Raw genomic sequence first — 14,969 nt, 5'->3', positions numbered from 1 at the left:
ATGGATACCAACGCCCTCTCCGATTCCGGCACGGTGCACGCCAACCACATCGACATCCACCACCGCACCGAGGGCGCCGATGGCCCGTGGGTCGTGCTTGCGCACGCCTTGGGCGTAGACCACCAATTGTGGGACAGCGCCGCCCGACGCCTGGCCAGCCGCTATCGCGTGCTGCGCTACGACGCACGTGGCCACGGCAAGACCAGCGCCCCGCACGGCCCCTACACGCTGTTCCAGATGGCGGACGATGTGGCCGGCCTGCTCGATGCGCTATCGATCGGACAGGTGCATTTCGTTGGCCTGTCGATGGGCGGCATGGTCGGGCAGGTCCTGGGCGTGCGGCACGCGCAGCGGCTGCTCTCGCTGACGCTGTGCGACACCGTGTGCTACACGCCGGCGTCAGCGCATGTCATGTGGGACGAGCGCATCGGTCAAGTCGAAGCGCACGGTATGAGCGGCATTGTCGAGCCCACGATACAGCGCTGGCTGACCACGCCGTTTCGTGAAGCCCATCCCGACGTCGTTGAACGCATCCGCGGCTTGCTGCGCGCCACACAACCGCACGGCTATGTCGGTACATGCCTGGCCATCAAGGCGCTCGACACACGCAGCGCGCTGGCGCGCATCGCCTGTCCCACGCTCGTCATGACAGGCGACCAAGACACCGGTGCCCCGGTGGAAGCGGCACGCGAGATCGCCACGCACATTCCCGACGCCCGTTTGAAAGTGATTCCGCACGCGGCGCACCTGGCCCCCATCGAACAGGAGGAGGGCTTCCTCGCCGATCTGGATGAGTTCCTCGGGCACGCTGGATGCGGGAGTCAATGCGACACGCCATAAGGCCTGCCTGCCTTGCCGATAGTTGCACGCGCCCCGCACACGGCCCGTCGTCTACTGGCCGAATGGCGGAAGGCCGCTTGCTTCTTTTGATGCAGAAACGGAAAGGTCTTGTTACGCGATCACAACGCACGTCACACATTTCGCCTCGCGTTCGCGAACTTTGTGACCGATCATGAAGCCCAAGGGGTAGATGGGGCAGAACGGTCATGAGGCGGGAATTGATCGGCCCTTGAAGTCATGATGGTGGGCCCCATCTACCCGGTGCAGCAGTAGAGCAGTCCCCACAACAGCAAGACGATTGACGCCTCGGAGGTGCACCATGCAGATGATCTACAACAGCGACAACTACTGTGTTGTCGAGTTCGGTGTAGACGGCCAACACGCCATGCTGTCAGCGGGCGGCTACGAGATCGTGGACAAGAACCTCAAACGTGAGATCTTCCTGGGCGGCGAGTTGGCCGAGCATTTCCGCGAGGACGTGAAAAAGCTCATCGCCAGCGAACCGACCGTTGAAGAAGTCGACGATTTCCTCGGCAAATTCGACACGGTGATGACGCAGCCGGTCACAATGCATTGACGTACCGTGCGGGCAAAACCGCCCGCTGGACGGATCAACAAAAAACGCCCGGAGCATGGCGCTGCCGGGCGTTTTTTCATGTGTCGATCGACTATCGCGTCGATAGCGTCCTTCTAGCATTGCTCCCATGGCAGGCCGGCATGGCGCCAGCCGTTGAGCGTGTTGCGGTGGCGCGTGCTGTCGAGGTCGCCCTCAAAGCCGTGGCGCACAACGTAGACATCACGAAAACCCGCCTCTTCCAATGCATGCGCCGCAGCCGCCGAGCGATTGCCGCTCCGGCAGATCAGCACAACGGGGCGCTCGATGCCGTGACCGGTCAGTTTGCGCACGGTCGGCACGAACTCCGGATTCACCTCCCAATGCGGGCCGTCGTTCCACGAGACGTGGTGGGCGCCGGCTGGATGCCCCACGAAGAGGTGTTCCATTTCGCTGCGGCAGTCGACAAAAAGCGCGGCGGGCGTGCGCTCCAGGAAGGCGTGGGCGTCTGGGGGATCGAGCAATTGCATGGCGAGTGTCAGGGCGGGCAAAGGGCGTGATGTCGATTATAGAGGCGCGATTGCCCACAACGGCGGCAAGTCATTGATGCGACTGGTAAAATTCCGCTTTGGCCGCAAATTCTGAATATTCGACCGGCCGCTGCACCTCGGAGTCCCTTCCATGACCGCGCCCCTGCCCTACACCCGTGCCGCCAACCTGCCCGCGCTGCTGCGCGAGCGCATCCTGATCCTGGACGGCGCGATGGGCACCATGATCCAGCGCTACAAGCTGAATGAGGCGCAATACCGTGGCGAGCGCTTTGCCAACCACCCGATCGATGTGAAGGGCAACAACGAGCTGCTGCTGCTCACCCGCCCCGACGTCATCCGTGAAATCCATGAGCAGTACCTAGCTGCCGGCGCGGACCTGATCGAAACCAACACCTTCGGTGCGACGACCATCGCTCAAGAAGACTACAAGATGGCGGAGCTGGCCTACGAGATGAACGTCGTGGCCGCCCGCCTGGCACGCGAAGCCTGCGACAAATACAGCACGCCCGACAAGCCACGCTTTGTTGCCGGCGCCTTTGGGCCGACGCCCAAGACCGCCAGCATTTCGCCCGACGTGAACGACCCGGGCGCTCGCAACGTCAGCTTCGACCAACTGCGCGACGCCTACTACGAGCAGGGCAAGGCGCTGCTCGAAGGCGGCGCGGACGTGTTTCTGGTCGAGACCATCTTCGACACGCTCAACGCCAAGGCAGCGCTGTTCGCCATCGATCAGCTGTTTGAAGACACCGGCGAGCGCGTGCCCGTGATGATCTCCGGCACCGTCACCGACGCCTCGGGCCGCATTCTCTCGGGCCAAACCGTCGAGGCGTTCTGGAACAGCCTGCGCCACGCCAAGCCGATCACCTTTGGCCTGAACTGCGCGCTGGGCGCCGCGTTGATGCGTCCGTACATCGCCGAGTTGGCGAAGATTTGCGATACGGCCGTCTCGTGCTACCCCAACGCCGGCCTGCCCAACCCAATGAGCGACACGGGCTTTGATGAAACGCCAGAGGTCACCTCCAGCCTGGTCGACGAGTTTGCTTCGGCCGGCCTGGTGAATCTGGTGGGCGGTTGCTGCGGCACCACGCCGGAGCACATCAAGGCGATCGCCGACCGCGTGGCCAACCGCAAGCCGCGTGCATGGCCCGGCCAGTATCTCGAAGCCGCCTGACATGAAGGCGCGCATCGACAGCACCATCCCCGTGCTTGCCTCGCTGGACCTGCAGGAGTCGGCCCGCTTCTATACGGAGCGGCTGGGGTTCACGCAGGCACTGATCGCAGACGACTACCTGATCGTGCAGCGCGATGGCACTGAAATCCATTTCTGGCTGTGCGACGACCGCCGCATTGCCGAGCACACCTCGTGCTACCTGCGTGTGCCGAGCACGCAGGCGCTGTTTGAAGAATTCACCGCGCGCGGGCTGGAGCTCGCGCCGCCGGCGGTGCGTCCGTGGGGCATGAAAGAGCTCTACGTGATCGACCCGCACGGCAACCTGTTGAAGCTCGGCGAATACGCCCCCGCCTGACCGAACCCCGCACCATCATGACCGACCACCCCATGCGCCTCTCTGGCCTCGAGCCGTTCAACATCGGCGAGAGCACGCTGTTCGTCAACGTCGGCGAGCGCACCAACGTCACCGGGTCCAAGGCGTTCGCGCGCATGATCCTGAACAGCCAGTTCGACGAGGCGCTGGCCGTGGCGCGCCAGCAGGTCGAAAACGGCGCGCAGGTCATCGACATCAACATGGACGAGGCGATGCTCGATTCCAAGGCGGCGATGGTGCGCTTCCTGAATCTGATCGCCTCGGAGCCCGACATCGCGCGCGTGCCGATCATGATCGACTCGTCCAAATGGGACGTGATCGAGGCGGGTCTGAAGTGCGTGCAGGGCAAGGCGATCGTCAACTCGATCTCGCTCAAGGAAGGCGAAGAACAGTTCGCGCACCACGCCAAGCTGATCAAGCGCTACGGCGCCGCTGCCGTGGTGATGGCGTTTGACGAGCAAGGCCAGGCTGACACCTATGCGCGCAAGACCGAGATATGCAAGCGCAGCTACGACTTCCTCGTCAACAAAGTCGGCTTTGCGCCGGAAGACATCATCTTCGACCCGAACATCTTTGCGGTGGCGACCGGGATCGAGGAACACAACAACTATGCGGTGGACTTCATCGAAGCCACGCGCTGGATCAAGCAAAACCTGCCGTACGCGAAGGTGAGCGGCGGCGTGTCGAACGTGTCGTTTTCGTTCCGCGGCAACGACGTGGTGCGCGAGGCGATCCACACCGTGTTCCTGTACCACGCAATTCAGGCGGGCATGGACATGGGCATCGTCAACGCCGGGCAGTTGGGCGTGTACGAGAACCTCGACCCCGAACTGCGCGACCGCGTGGAAGACGTGGTGCTCAACCGCCGCCCCGATGCCACCGACCGCTTGCTGGAAATTGCGGACCGCTACAAGGGCGGCGGCACCAAGCGTGAAGAAAACCTCGCCTGGCGTCAGGAGCCGGTGGAAAAGCGCCTGGCACATGCGCTCGTGCACGGCATTACCGACTACGTGGTCGAAGACACCGAAGAAGTTCGGCAGAAGATCTTTGCCGCCGGCGGCCGCCCGATCCAGGTCATCGAAGGCCCGCTGATGGACGGCATGAACATCGTCGGTGACCTCTTCGGCGCCGGGAAGATGTTCCTGCCGCAGGTGGTGAAATCCGCCCGCGTGATGAAGCAGGCGGTGGCCCACCTGATTCCGTTCATCGAAGAAGAGAAGCGCAAGATTGCCGCGGCCGGCGGCGACGTGCGTTCGCGTGGCAAGATCGTCATCGCCACGGTCAAGGGCGACGTGCACGACATCGGCAAGAACATCGTCACCGTCGTGCTCCAGTGCAACAACTTCGAAGTCGTGAACATGGGCGTGATGGTCCCGTGCAACGACATCCTGGCCAAGGCGAAGGTGGAAGGCGCGGACATCATCGGCCTGTCGGGCCTGATTACGCCGTCGCTCGAAGAAATGGCCTACGTGGCGTCGGAAATGCAGCGCGACGAGTACTTCCGCGTGAAGAAAATCCCGCTGCTGATCGGTGGCGCGACGACGAGCCGCGTGCATACCGCCGTGAAGATCGCCCCGAATTACGAAGGGCCGGTGGTTTACGTGCCGGACGCCTCGCGCTCAGTGAGCGTGGCGTCGAGCCTGCTGTCCGACGAAGGCGCCGCGCGCTACGTCGAAGAACTGCACGCCGACTACGACCGCATCCGCACGCAGCACGCCAACAAGAAAGCCACGCCGATGGTGTCGCTGGCCGCAGCGCGCGCCAACAAGACGAAGATCGACTGGAGCAACTACACGCCGCCCAAGCCGAAGTTCATCGGCCGCCGCGTGTTCCGCAACTACGATCTGAACGAACTCGCCCAGTACATCGATTGGGGCCCGTTCTTCCAGACGTGGGACCTGGCCGGTAAATTCCCGGACATCCTCAACGACGAGATCGTCGGCGAATCGGCCCGCAAGGTATTTTCCGACGGCAAGAGCATGCTCGCGCGCCTGATCGCCGGGCGCTGGCTCACGGCCAACGGCGTGATCGCGCTGCTGCCCGCCAACACCGTCAACGACGACGACATCGAGATCTACACCGACGAATCGCGCTCGGAAGTCGCGCTCACCTGGCGCAACATCCGCCAGCAGAGCGAGCGCCCGATCATCGACGGCGTGATGCGCCCGAACCGCTGCCTGGCCGATTTCATCGCGCCCAAGGACACCGGCATTGCCGACTACATCGGCCTGTTTGCCGTCACCGGCGGCATCGGGGTGGAAAAGCGCGAGAAGCAGTTCGAAGCCGACAACGACGACTACAGCGCGATCATGCTCAAGGCGCTGGCCGACCGCTTTGCCGAAGCCTTTGCCGAATGCCTGCACGCCCGCGTGCGTCGCGACTTGTGGGGCTACGCACCGGATGAGACGCTCGACAACGATGCGCTCATCCGCGAGGAATACAAGGGCATCCGCCCCGCGCCCGGCTACCCGGCCTGCCCGGAGCACACCGTCAAGCGCGACATGTTCCGCGTGCTCGACGCGCAGGAGATCGGCATGGACCTGACCGAGGCGCTGGCCATGACGCCGGCCGCTTCCGTCTCGGGCTTCTACCTTTCGCATCCGGACAGCACGTACTTCACGCTCGGCAAGATCGGCCAGGATCAGGTGGACGACATGATCGCCCGCAGCGGTGAAGACCGCGCCTTTGTGGAGCGCGCCCTCGCCCCGAATCTCTGATTCTGTGACAAGACGTTTAAGACATAGTGTGAATCACGCTGTGTCTTACGTCCGCAAACCCTCACCGGCATTGGCTTTGCCGGGGTTTCAAGAGGGGCGATCCTGACATTACAAAGGCTTACACCCCCTAACAGTCGTAACCGAAAGGGCTCCATAGACTGAACCCATTCACTCAACACACACAGAGTGATGCCGCGACGAATCCCTCGCGTGGCCGTTCAGAACGAAAGGAGTCTCTTCCATGAACAAGCTGCTGATCTCCCTGTCCGCCATCGCCATCGCTGCTGCTTCGGCTTACGCCAACGCGCAAACCCCGTCGGCCGGCGTATCGCTGCAATCCAATGGCACTGCGGCCGTGGCACCGGCACAAGGCAATGCCGGCGTGGGCCTGAAGGCCGATACGGGGGCCAAGCTGGACACCGAGTCCGCCAAGAGCCAACTGAACACCAAGGCTGAGCACGGCGCCAAGGCCGCGCACGAGCACAAGGCGAAGACGGAAGCCGGCGTCGACAAGACCGCAGACAAGGTCGGCAAGTCGGTCAGCAAGACGGAAAAGTCGGCCGAGAAGTCGGGCAAGGCCGCAAAGGCTGACACCGGCGCCGGCCTGAGCGCCGACGCAGGCGCGAACGCCGCCGCCACGACCCAGACGAAGTAACACGTCACTGCGCGGAAAAACCGGGGCCGCCCGGCAATTCCGGCTACCCTCGGGGCGGAACTCTTCCGCCCCGTTTTCTTTGGCCGCACGCGCCCAGGCACGCCGATTGCTGATCGGGGAGGCATCGACATGTTGCGATTCATGCACATTCCCGAGGTCTCTTATGGAAACGCAGATAACGCCTTCTCAAACCGCCAGCACGAGGGGCCCCGTTTTGGCGCAACAGTCCGATACAATTGCTGTCGTATCGAACCAACAAGCGCAGCGCACGGAGTCGGGCAATCCGCCCAGCGCGCTCATAAGGAGCAGCATGATTCGCGTCCTGATTGCGGACGACCACGAGATCGTTCGCGCCGGCCTTCGACAGTTTCTGTCCGAAGAGCGGGACATCGAAGTCGCGGGGGAAGCGGCCAGCGGGGAAGAGGTGATGGAGCAACTCCGCACCGGGGCCTTTGACGTCGTGGTGCTCGACATTTCCATGCCCGATCGCAACGGCATCGACACCCTCAAGCTGGCTCGCCAGCGCCATCCGGATCTGCCGGTGCTGATCCTGTCGACCTTCCCGGAAGACCAGTACGCCATCAACCTGATCCGCGCAGGGGCATCGGGCTATCTGACAAAAGAAAGCGCGCCGGACGAGCTGGTCAAGGCCATCCGTACCGTGTCGCAAGGCCGTCGCTATGTCAGCCCGACCGTGGCCGAGCTGCTGATTGGCGGCCTGGAAAAGCCGACCGACCAGCCGCTGCACCAGACGCTGTCCAAGCGTGAGTTTCAGATCTTCTGCAAGCTGGCGCGCGGGCAATCGGTATCGATCATCGCGGAAGAGCTGTTCCTGAGCGTCAAGACGGTCAGCACTTACCGCACGCGGATTCTGGAAAAGATGGGCATGAAATCCAATGCCGATCTGACGTATTACGCCATCAAGAACGGCCTGGTTGAGTAGCACCTGATGGGGCGCCAAAACCCCTTGGCGCACCGCAAACCCAACTGGCATGTAGGACAACGCCTGATACCACCTCGGCAACCCGCTGGCTAACATCAACCCATGCTGGATCAAGCCGTCACCCTCTCCGCCCGTGGCCTGCGCGTCCTCCTGATCGAGGATTCCCCGGTGCTTCGCGGCATGGTGCTGGAATACCTCAAGGCCTCCGCCTTCGTGGCGACGGTCGAATGGGCAGACACCGAAGATTTAGCGCTGGGCCTTCTGGGGCAGGGCCACTACGACGTCGTGATCGTCGACCTGCAATTGCGGCAGGGCAATGGCTTCAAAGTCCTCCAAACGCTGCGCGATCAAGCGTCGCCCAGCGTACGTATCGTCTACACCAACCACGCTCAGGTTCCGACCTACCGGCAGCGCTGTTTTGAAGCCGGCGCCAACTATTTCTTCGACAAATCGCTCGAACTCGACAAGGTGTTCGAGGTGATCGAAGAGCGCGCCGGTGTCGGCCGCCCCCGTCCACAGCCCGCGCAGCATTTCCACCCCTGAGATTCCTAGCGCGCCGCATCTGCCGTCGCGCCACGCGCCCAACGCCATTTCTCACCCCAAGGAGCGTTCGATGAAGACCTTGTGTGCCGCACTTGCAGTGACGTGTATGTTCCTGGCCGGCTGCAACACCATGGCCGGCGCCGGCAAGGACATCCAGACCGGTGGTCAGAAGCTGGAGAACTCGGCCGACAACGCCAAGCAGAAGATGTAACGTCAGCGCCAGCGACGCCGGCATCAAAAACAAAAAGCCCCCGCGATGGGGCTTTTTGTTTGGGCGATGCGTTACGGCGAGCGACTTACACCGTCGCGCCGCCGCGGCCCGGGGCAGGCGCAATACCGCCAGTCAGCGCCTGCATGCCCGACGGTTCGTTAGCCGCGCCTCGGTCGAATACGGCATCGCTGGGAGGCAGCTCGACGATGATCGTCACACCGCCGCCTGGCATTGAGTCGATGACGAGCGTGCCGCCCAGCGCAATGGCGCGCTGCTCCATCCCCAGCAGGCCGTGGTGGCCGACCATGCGGCGCCGCTCGATATCGGCGGGGAACCCACGGCCGTTGTCGCGCACGCGCAAGCGCACGCCCTCTTCACCCACATCGAGCGCCACCGACACCGTGGTCGCATGCGCGTATTTCGATGCGTTGGTCAGCGATTCCTGCACGATCCGATACAGCGCGATGGCCGCATCGTCGGTCAGCTTGGGCATATCGTCGGGCAGGCTCACTTCCGTATGCCAGCCATTGCGCGTGCCCACGTCCTCCGTCAATTGCGAGAGCGCTTCCACCAAACCCAGGTTGAGCAGGATCGTCGGGCGCAGGTCTTCGATCAGGCGGCGCTTGATCTGGATGCCCTGATCGACGTGGGCCATCACGCGCGTGATCTTTTCGCTTACCGCAGGCTCATTGGCATGAATGCGTGAACGCAGCCAGTGGAGGTCCATCTTGGTGGCGGTGAGGATGGCGCCCAGCTCGTCGTGCAGCTCGCGCGCGAGGCGCGTCTTCTCATCTTCGGTCACACGCTGCAAGTGCGCAGCCAAGTCGGACAACTGACGCGTGCGCTCACGCACCATACGGTCGAGCTTCTGGCTTTCCTCCTCCGCCATGTCGCGCTCACGCTCCGTCACGGCAAGGCGCTTGGCGTGCTGCATGCCCAATACCACCAGCAGGATGATGTTGACCGCCGTGATGAGCGCAATGCCGTAGCGCGAGAGCGCCAGGTCGCGCTCGGCGTGTTCAAGGCTGCGGGCCACGGTGGCGATCTCACGCTGACGCAGTCGATCCAGCCCCTGCCGCACCGCTTCCATCGATGCCTTGCCAAAATCGGTGCGCACGAGATCGAGCGCCACTTCCAGATCACGCTTGCCGTAAATGAGCGTGAGTTCCATCTCGGTGAGCTTGCGGCTCACCTGGAGCGCCGTCTCCGAGAACAGCTTCAGCGCGTCCGGATCGTTGGCGTAGTGATCGCGAATTTCAGCCATCAACGCGTGGATGTGCGGGATGGCCTTGTTGTATGGATCGAGGTATTCGTCCTTGCCCGTGAGCAGGAACCCGCGTTGCCCGGCCTCGGCGTTCACCAGCTCGGCAAGCAGTTCGTTGATGGCGGTTTCGGCCTGCTGCGACTGAATCACCTGCCGATAGCCCTGGCTCAGGCGGATGTTGCCCGTCTCCGAGGCAATCAGCACCCCGAGCGTCAGCAGAATGCCGCCGGCGAGCAGCAGAGTGGAGCGCAAGGATGACCGCATGGCATGCAGACCCATAGGAAACGCGTCAAACCGCCCGACGCGGCGCGCGTTGCGTTTGTGTTTTTTTGGCAATTCGGATGATACCGCGTGGGCGCCCCGGGCGACACTTGGGGCGCACCCCGGTCAGGCACGCGATGTGCGTAGGGATACGCGACAGGGCGTCGGCCTCATCCAATGCTCCGCTGCCCTGCATTCCCATCCCATCCGAACCGGAGACGACAACATGCTGAAATGGGCACTCATCTTCGCCATCATCTCCCTGGTGGCCGGCGTCCTGGGCTTTACCGGCATTGCCGCAGGCGCGGCGAGTATCGCCAAGGTCCTGTTCTTCATCTTCGTAGTGCTGTTCGTGCTGTTTCTGGTGTTGGGCGTCACGGTCTTCAAGGCCGTCGATTAGCGCAGCCAACCCAGTGGGAAGCGCGGCCCGTGTCTTGCTAAGGGGTTTGGCATGCGGCCCGCTTTCGCAAAAACTGAAACCGCGCCCGAACCAACCGCGCCGCCGGAGTACGCCTTCCGGGGCGTCACGATGAGGAACTTCACCATGTCACTCTTTGCCAGCCACCGCGTCCGAAGCCGAATTGATGACGTCAATGATCGCGCGCACCGCGCCATGAACAGTGCCAGCGACGCCGTCGACCACGCCCGCTATGCCGCTCGCCCTGCCGTGGAAGACGTGCAGAGCCTGCTGCGCTCGCTTGAAAACGCCATCCATACATTGACCGACGAGGGCAGCGCAGAAGCCGACCGCGCCAGTCGCACGCTGCACGCGCGCGCCGACCAACTGCGCCGCGCCGCCAATGAGCGTGCCCATCAGGCCCGCGAACGCATGGACTGGGCGCTCGATCGCACCGAAGAAACCATCACGGCGGCACCGTTCAAGTCGGTGGGTGTCGCTGTGGCGATTGGGGCAGCGATCGGGCTGGTGGTGGCGCTGGCCGGCGGAAGCAGCCGACGCGACGCCAGCGAATAAAACCAACCCGCAATCACCCGCAGGAGCAACCACATGAGCCGGACCAACGTCGCCGCCCCCTCGGAAAGCAGCTTCCTCACCGACATCAAAACCTTGCGCGAACGTGCCCGCAAGCACATTGAGGAAGGTGCGGTGACCGAAGATTACAAAGCCGATCGGGAGACCGTGCTGCGGCTGCTGAATGAGGCGCTGGCGACCGAGTTGATCTGCGTGCTGCGCTACCGGCGCCACCATTTCATGGCCAAGGGCATCAACGCAGAACCGATCGCCGCAGAATTCCTGGTGCACGCCAACGAGGAACAGGCACACGCCGACAGCATCGCCACGCGCATCGTGCAACTGGGCGGCGAGCCCAACTTCAACCCGGAAGGACTATCCACGCGCAGCCATTCCGAATACGTGGAAGCCGACGGCCTGGTCGACATGATCAAGGAGAACCTGGTGGCCGAGCGGATCGCGATCGACAGCTACCTGGAGATGATCCGTTACATCGGGGATCGAGACCCCACCACGCGGCGCGTCCTGGAACAGATTCTGGCCGTTGAGGAGGAACACGCGGACGAGTTGTCCGACATGCTCCACGACCAATAAAGCGAAAGCAGTCGGACGAGATACCGGCCAGCGCGCCAGCCCCCCCTCCCCCGCTCCCGGCCCGCTGTGGCCGGATGCCCGGACCGCCCCGTTTGGCGGCCGGGCATTTTTTTGGCCCGCTCCGTCCTCAGACGCCCCAGAGCACGCTGGATTGTTCGACCAGCGATTCTTCCAGCATGTGCAGCAGCGGATAGGCGCGCTGCCCGAGGTGCGGCGGCTCTTCTTCGCCGTTTTCGTCCAGCTCGGCCGCCGACAGTTCGGCCACCTTGATATGTGCCTGGTGCGTGTCATCCTTGATGGCCCGCTTGAGGCGGTCGATGGCGTGGGGCATTTCTTCGGGCGTGATGACACCGCGCTCGCCCAGCGTCTTGCCGATCACGCCCAGCAGCACCATGGCGAGATCCTTCTGCATCGAGAATTTCTGCGAAGCGTGCGAAGTAAAGGTGATCATGATTTCTTGTTTCCCTTGGTTGGGTGGGGGCCGCGGATTGCCGTGACTGGGGCGGATACCTCTGAGACCGCGGCTCACCTGATAAAATTTCGTACTTTTCCCCGAACAACGCAACTGGCGGCGCCAGAACTGGATTTCAATCCAATTCAGCACTGCCGGCGTCATGGTTTCTTTATGCTGCCCTCCCACAAACAGACGATCGCCCAATTGCTGTCCGACGCCGTCGGCTCCCTGCTGCCCGAGGGCCAAGCCCGGCCGGAGATCGTCCTGGAGCGCCCCAAGCAGGCCGCGCACGGCGACATCGCCTGCAACGTCGCGCTGCAGCTCGCTAAGCCGCTGGGCACCAACCCGCGCGAGCTGGCCGGCAAGATCGCCGGTGCCATCCGCGCCGATGCCCGCGGCCAGCGCTTGGTGGCCGCCGTGGAGATCGCTGGCCCCGGTTTCATCAACCTGCGCCTGTCCGCCGCCGCGCGTGCCGACGTGATCGCCGCCGTGTTTGCAGAAGGCGACCGCTATGGCGCCGCAAACACGCATGACGGCGCGCCGGTGCTGGTGGAGTTTGTCTCGGCCAACCCGACCGGTCCGCTGCACGTCGGTCACGGCCGCCAGGCCGCGCTGGGCGATGCGCTGGCGAGCCTGCTCGACTGGCAGGGCCACAAGGTCCACCGCGAGTTCTACTACAACGACGCCGGCGTCCAGATCCACAACCTCGCCGTCTCCGTCCAGGCCCGCGCACGCGGCTACAAGCCGGGCGACGCCAACTGGCCCGAAGCCGCTTACAACGGCGACTACATTGCCGACATCGCCGCCGATTATCTCGCCGGCAAGACCGTGCGCGCCTCCGATGGCGAACCCGTGACGGGCGAGCGCGATGTCGAGAACATCGAAGCCATCCGCCGCTTTGCCGTCACGTATCTGCGCAATGAGCAGGACATCGATCTGCAGGCCTTCGGCGTGAAGTTCGACCGCTACTACCTGGAGTCTTCGCTCTACACCGAAGGCAAGGTGCAGCAGACGGTAGACGCGCTCGTTGCTGCAGGCAAGACCTACGAGCAGGAAGGCGCGCTGTGGCTGCGCACCACCGACGACGGTGACGACAAGGACCGCGTCATGCGCAAATCCGACGGCGCCTACACCTACTTCGTGCCCGACGTTGCGTACCACACGACCAAATGGGGACGCGGCTTCACGCAGGTCATCAACGTGCAGGGCAGCGACCACCACGGCACCATCGCCCGCGTGCGCGCCGGCCTGCAGGGCCTGAACATCGGCATCCCGAAGGGCTACCCCGATTACGTCCTGCACAAGATGGTCACGGTGATGAAGGACGGCGCCGAGGTGAAGATCTCCAAGCGTGCCGGCTCGTACGTGACGGTGCGCGACCTGATCGAATGGTCCAACGGCGACGCCGACAGCGAAGCCGGCGTCGACACCATCCGCGCCTGCGTGGAAGCCGGCGAGCCGAACTGGCCGGCGCGCTTCACGCGTGGCCGCGACGCCGTGCGCTTCTTCCTGCTGTCGCGCAAGGCCGATACCGAATTCGTCTTCGACGTCGATCTGGCGCTCAAGCAAAGCGACGAAAACCCGGTGTACTACGTGCAATACGCCCACGCGCGCATCTGCTCGGTGTTCGAGCGTGCCGGCGTTGACCCGGCCTCGCTCACCAGCGCCGATCTGGCTGCCGTGACGGGCCCGGACGTCAGCCCGCAGGCGACCGCCCTGGTGCAACGCCTGGCTGCATTCCCCGACATGCTGGCCGACGCCGCGCGCGAGCTGGCCCCGCACGCCGTGGCCTTCTACCTGCGGGACCTCGCGGGCGATTTCCACGCGTTCTACAACGCCGATCGCGTGCTGGTCGACGACGAGGCCGTCAAGCGTGCCCGCCTGGCGCTGCTGGCTGCCACGCGTCAGGTGCTGCGCAACGGGCTGGCGGTGATCGGCGTGTCCGCGCCGCAAAAGATGTAAACGCGCACGATTTGGCATCACACGGCGCTCTTATAATCGGGCGCTTCTAGAAGGATCGACATGGCACGCAATACGCAATTTTCCCGTGCCCGCTCGCAACGGGGCGGCACGTTTCTGGGTCTGGTGCTGGGCTTGATCGTCGGTTTGGCGATCGCCGTGGTGGTGGCGGTGTACATCACCAAGGCGCCGGTGCCCTTCGTGTCGCGTGGCGGCGCGCAACCCAAGCCGAGCGAAGCGGGCAACGTGGTCAACACGCTGCCGACGCCGGTGCAGCCCGCGCCGCAAGCCAGCGCGCCGCAGGCAGCAGACCCGAACGCGCCGTTGTGGAGCCGTGTGCCGGCCAAGCCGGTCGATCAGGCCGCCGAGCAGAACAATCCGCCGCCGGGCATCACCATCCATCCGGCCCAGCCGGGCTCGGCCCCGCAGGTGGCAAGCGCGCCCGCCGCCAAGCCGCCCAAGGCGCCGGTCACCGCCTCCAACGAAAAGCCGGTGACGGACCCGATTGCCGAGATCGCCCGCCAAGATGCCGCCAAGACGGGCTACTTCCTGCAAGTGGGCGCTTACAAATCATCCGAAGATGCCGAGCGTCAGAAGGGCAATCTCGCCATGCAAGGCTTTGAAGCCAAGGTGACGCAGCGCGAGGTGAACGGCACCACGATGTATCGCGTGCGCCTGGGGCCGTTCAATTCGCTGGATGAGATGACCGCCGTGCGCGGCCGCCTGCAGTCGACGGGCGTGGAATCGTCGGTCATTCGCTTCGCTCGCCAGTAACGTCAAGTCGTGCAGCCCGCTGTGAACCCGGCGGGCTGTGATCGGTCAGAAACTTCAGTCTCAGTTACGCTGATAGCGGCATCTGTCGGTTCTGCGCTGGATTTCGCTGGTTTTTCCGTCGCTTCGTCCAGTTCGT

General features: G+C 63.8%; 17 protein-coding genes. 14 read left to right on the top strand and 3 right to left on the bottom strand.

Annotated features, from left to right (window positions below):
* Both pcaD and ACUXH0_RS12470 read left to right on the top strand, forming a co-directional pair.
* Complete coding sequence (gene pcaD, locus ACUXH0_RS12475; RefSeq protein WP_009239241.1) at window positions 1-840, top strand: 3-oxoadipate enol-lactonase; 840 nt, start codon at window positions 1-3, stop codon at window positions 838-840.
* A gap of 319 nt (window positions 841-1,159) precedes the next feature.
* Window positions 1,160-1,417: a BTH_I0359 family protein gene (locus ACUXH0_RS12470; RefSeq protein WP_004633745.1), complete on the top strand. Its 258-nt coding sequence runs from the start codon at window positions 1,160-1,162 to the stop codon at window positions 1,415-1,417.
* Window positions 1,418-1,530: 113 nt separating this feature from the next.
* On the opposite strand, the gene ACUXH0_RS12465 is transcribed toward ACUXH0_RS12470, so the two are convergent.
* Window positions 1,531-1,923: a rhodanese-like domain-containing protein gene (locus tag ACUXH0_RS12465; protein WP_009239242.1), complete on the bottom strand. Its 393-nt coding sequence runs from the start codon at window positions 1,921-1,923 to the stop codon at window positions 1,531-1,533.
* A gap of 151 nt (window positions 1,924-2,074) precedes the next feature.
* On the opposite strand from ACUXH0_RS12465, the gene ACUXH0_RS12460 reads away from it, so the two are divergent.
* The 7 genes from ACUXH0_RS12460 (at window position 2,075) to ACUXH0_RS12430 (ending at window position 8,557) form a co-directional block, all read left to right on the top strand.
* Window positions 2,075-3,115 (top strand): homocysteine S-methyltransferase family protein, encoded by a 1,041-nt coding sequence (locus ACUXH0_RS12460; RefSeq protein WP_137910897.1) that lies wholly within the window; start codon window positions 2,075-2,077, stop codon window positions 3,113-3,115.
* A 1-nt stretch (window position 3,116) separates the two neighbouring features.
* Complete coding sequence (locus ACUXH0_RS12455; protein WP_009239244.1) at window positions 3,117-3,470, top strand: bleomycin resistance protein; 354 nt, start codon at window positions 3,117-3,119, stop codon at window positions 3,468-3,470.
* Complete coding sequence (gene metH, locus ACUXH0_RS12450; protein WP_259393697.1) at window positions 3,467-6,205, top strand: methionine synthase; 2,739 nt, start codon at window positions 3,467-3,469, stop codon at window positions 6,203-6,205. Before ACUXH0_RS12455 ends, metH begins: the two co-directional genes overlap by 4 nt.
* A 241-nt stretch (window positions 6,206-6,446) precedes the next feature.
* The gene (locus tag ACUXH0_RS12445; RefSeq protein WP_004633737.1) at window positions 6,447-6,860 is read left to right on the top strand and encodes a hypothetical protein; all 414 of its coding nucleotides are present in this window, start codon (window positions 6,447-6,449) and stop codon (window positions 6,858-6,860) included.
* Window positions 6,861-7,170: 310 nt separating this feature from the next.
* Window positions 7,171-7,803, top strand: a complete 633-nt coding sequence (locus ACUXH0_RS12440; RefSeq protein WP_009277190.1) for a response regulator — start codon at window positions 7,171-7,173, stop codon at window positions 7,801-7,803.
* A gap of 102 nt (window positions 7,804-7,905) precedes the next feature.
* Window positions 7,906-8,346, top strand: coding sequence for a response regulator (locus ACUXH0_RS12435; protein WP_004633733.1), 441 nt, complete (start codon window positions 7,906-7,908; stop codon window positions 8,344-8,346).
* 70 nt (window positions 8,347-8,416) lie between these two features.
* On the top strand, window positions 8,417-8,557 hold the full coding sequence (locus tag ACUXH0_RS12430) for an entericidin A/B family lipoprotein (protein ID WP_004633731.1): 141 nt from the start codon (window positions 8,417-8,419) through the stop codon (window positions 8,555-8,557).
* An 85-nt stretch (window positions 8,558-8,642) separates the two neighbouring features.
* On the opposite strand, the gene ACUXH0_RS12425 is transcribed toward ACUXH0_RS12430, so the two are convergent.
* Complete coding sequence (locus ACUXH0_RS12425) at window positions 8,643-10,085, bottom strand: sensor histidine kinase (protein ID WP_009239246.1); 1,443 nt, start codon at window positions 10,083-10,085, stop codon at window positions 8,643-8,645.
* A gap of 223 nt (window positions 10,086-10,308) precedes the next feature.
* On the opposite strand from ACUXH0_RS12425, the gene ACUXH0_RS12420 reads away from it, so the two are divergent.
* From ACUXH0_RS12420 to ACUXH0_RS12410, 3 genes are all read left to right on the top strand, one after another.
* Window positions 10,309-10,482, top strand: coding sequence for a DUF1328 family protein (locus ACUXH0_RS12420; RefSeq protein WP_004633727.1), 174 nt, complete (start codon window positions 10,309-10,311; stop codon window positions 10,480-10,482).
* A gap of 213 nt (window positions 10,483-10,695) precedes the next feature.
* Window positions 10,696-11,055: a DUF883 family protein gene (locus ACUXH0_RS12415; protein WP_009277192.1), complete on the top strand. Its 360-nt coding sequence runs from the start codon at window positions 10,696-10,698 to the stop codon at window positions 11,053-11,055.
* 33 nt (window positions 11,056-11,088) lie between these two features.
* Complete coding sequence (locus ACUXH0_RS12410; RefSeq protein WP_004633723.1) at window positions 11,089-11,646, top strand: ferritin-like domain-containing protein; 558 nt, start codon at window positions 11,089-11,091, stop codon at window positions 11,644-11,646.
* A gap of 127 nt (window positions 11,647-11,773) precedes the next feature.
* On the opposite strand, the gene ACUXH0_RS12405 is transcribed toward ACUXH0_RS12410, so the two are convergent.
* A complete protein-coding gene (locus ACUXH0_RS12405) occupies window positions 11,774-12,097 on the bottom strand; it encodes a DUF1840 domain-containing protein (RefSeq protein WP_004633720.1) in 324 nt (107 codons plus the stop codon).
* A 174-nt stretch (window positions 12,098-12,271) separates the two neighbouring features.
* On the opposite strand from ACUXH0_RS12405, the gene argS reads away from it, so the two are divergent.
* Together argS and ACUXH0_RS12395 are read left to right on the top strand one after the other, a co-directional pair.
* Window positions 12,272-14,062 carry an arginine--tRNA ligase gene (gene argS, locus ACUXH0_RS12400; RefSeq protein ID WP_137910899.1) on the top strand — a complete coding sequence of 597 codons (1,791 nt, stop codon included), beginning with the start codon at window positions 12,272-12,274 and terminating at the stop codon, window positions 14,060-14,062.
* Window positions 14,063-14,122: 60 nt separating this feature from the next.
* Window positions 14,123-14,833, top strand: a complete 711-nt coding sequence (locus ACUXH0_RS12395) for an SPOR domain-containing protein (RefSeq protein ID WP_137910900.1) — start codon at window positions 14,123-14,125, stop codon at window positions 14,831-14,833.
* Window positions 14,834-14,969: the final 136 nt, after the last annotated feature.

It is taken from the genome of Ralstonia sp. 110700041-2, assembly GCF_056280165.1.
This window is presented reverse-complemented; position numbering and strand designations above follow the sequence as displayed.

What these genes read in the sequence shown, in the direction of transcription:
- pcaD (WP_009239241.1), top strand. Translation starts at nt 1, where the DNA reads ATGGATACCAACGCCCTCTCCGATTCCGGCACGGTGCACGCCAACCAC.
- ACUXH0_RS12470 (WP_004633745.1), top strand. Translation starts at nt 1,160, where the DNA reads ATGCAGATGATCTACAACAGCGACAACTACTGTGTTGTCGAGTTCGGT.
- ACUXH0_RS12465 (WP_009239242.1), bottom strand. Translation starts at nt 1,923, where the DNA reads ATGCAATTGCTCGATCCCCCAGACGCCCACGCCTTCCTGGAGCGCACG.
- ACUXH0_RS12460 (WP_137910897.1), top strand. Translation starts at nt 2,075, where the DNA reads ATGACCGCGCCCCTGCCCTACACCCGTGCCGCCAACCTGCCCGCGCTG.
- ACUXH0_RS12455 (WP_009239244.1), top strand. Translation starts at nt 3,117, where the DNA reads ATGAAGGCGCGCATCGACAGCACCATCCCCGTGCTTGCCTCGCTGGAC.
- ACUXH0_RS12445 (WP_004633737.1), top strand. Translation starts at nt 6,447, where the DNA reads ATGAACAAGCTGCTGATCTCCCTGTCCGCCATCGCCATCGCTGCTGCT.
- ACUXH0_RS12440 (WP_009277190.1), top strand. Translation starts at nt 7,171, where the DNA reads ATGATTCGCGTCCTGATTGCGGACGACCACGAGATCGTTCGCGCCGGC.
- ACUXH0_RS12435 (WP_004633733.1), top strand. Translation starts at nt 7,906, where the DNA reads ATGCTGGATCAAGCCGTCACCCTCTCCGCCCGTGGCCTGCGCGTCCTC.
- ACUXH0_RS12430 (WP_004633731.1), top strand. Translation starts at nt 8,417, where the DNA reads ATGAAGACCTTGTGTGCCGCACTTGCAGTGACGTGTATGTTCCTGGCC.
- ACUXH0_RS12425 (WP_009239246.1), bottom strand. Translation starts at nt 10,085, where the DNA reads ATGCGGTCATCCTTGCGCTCCACTCTGCTGCTCGCCGGCGGCATTCTG.
- ACUXH0_RS12420 (WP_004633727.1), top strand. Translation starts at nt 10,309, where the DNA reads ATGCTGAAATGGGCACTCATCTTCGCCATCATCTCCCTGGTGGCCGGC.
- ACUXH0_RS12415 (WP_009277192.1), top strand. Translation starts at nt 10,696, where the DNA reads ATGAACAGTGCCAGCGACGCCGTCGACCACGCCCGCTATGCCGCTCGC.
- ACUXH0_RS12410 (WP_004633723.1), top strand. Translation starts at nt 11,089, where the DNA reads ATGAGCCGGACCAACGTCGCCGCCCCCTCGGAAAGCAGCTTCCTCACC.
- ACUXH0_RS12405 (WP_004633720.1), bottom strand. Translation starts at nt 12,097, where the DNA reads ATGATCACCTTTACTTCGCACGCTTCGCAGAAATTCTCGATGCAGAAG.
- argS (WP_137910899.1), top strand. Translation starts at nt 12,272, where the DNA reads ATGCTGCCCTCCCACAAACAGACGATCGCCCAATTGCTGTCCGACGCC.
- ACUXH0_RS12395 (WP_137910900.1), top strand. Translation starts at nt 14,123, where the DNA reads ATGGCACGCAATACGCAATTTTCCCGTGCCCGCTCGCAACGGGGCGGC.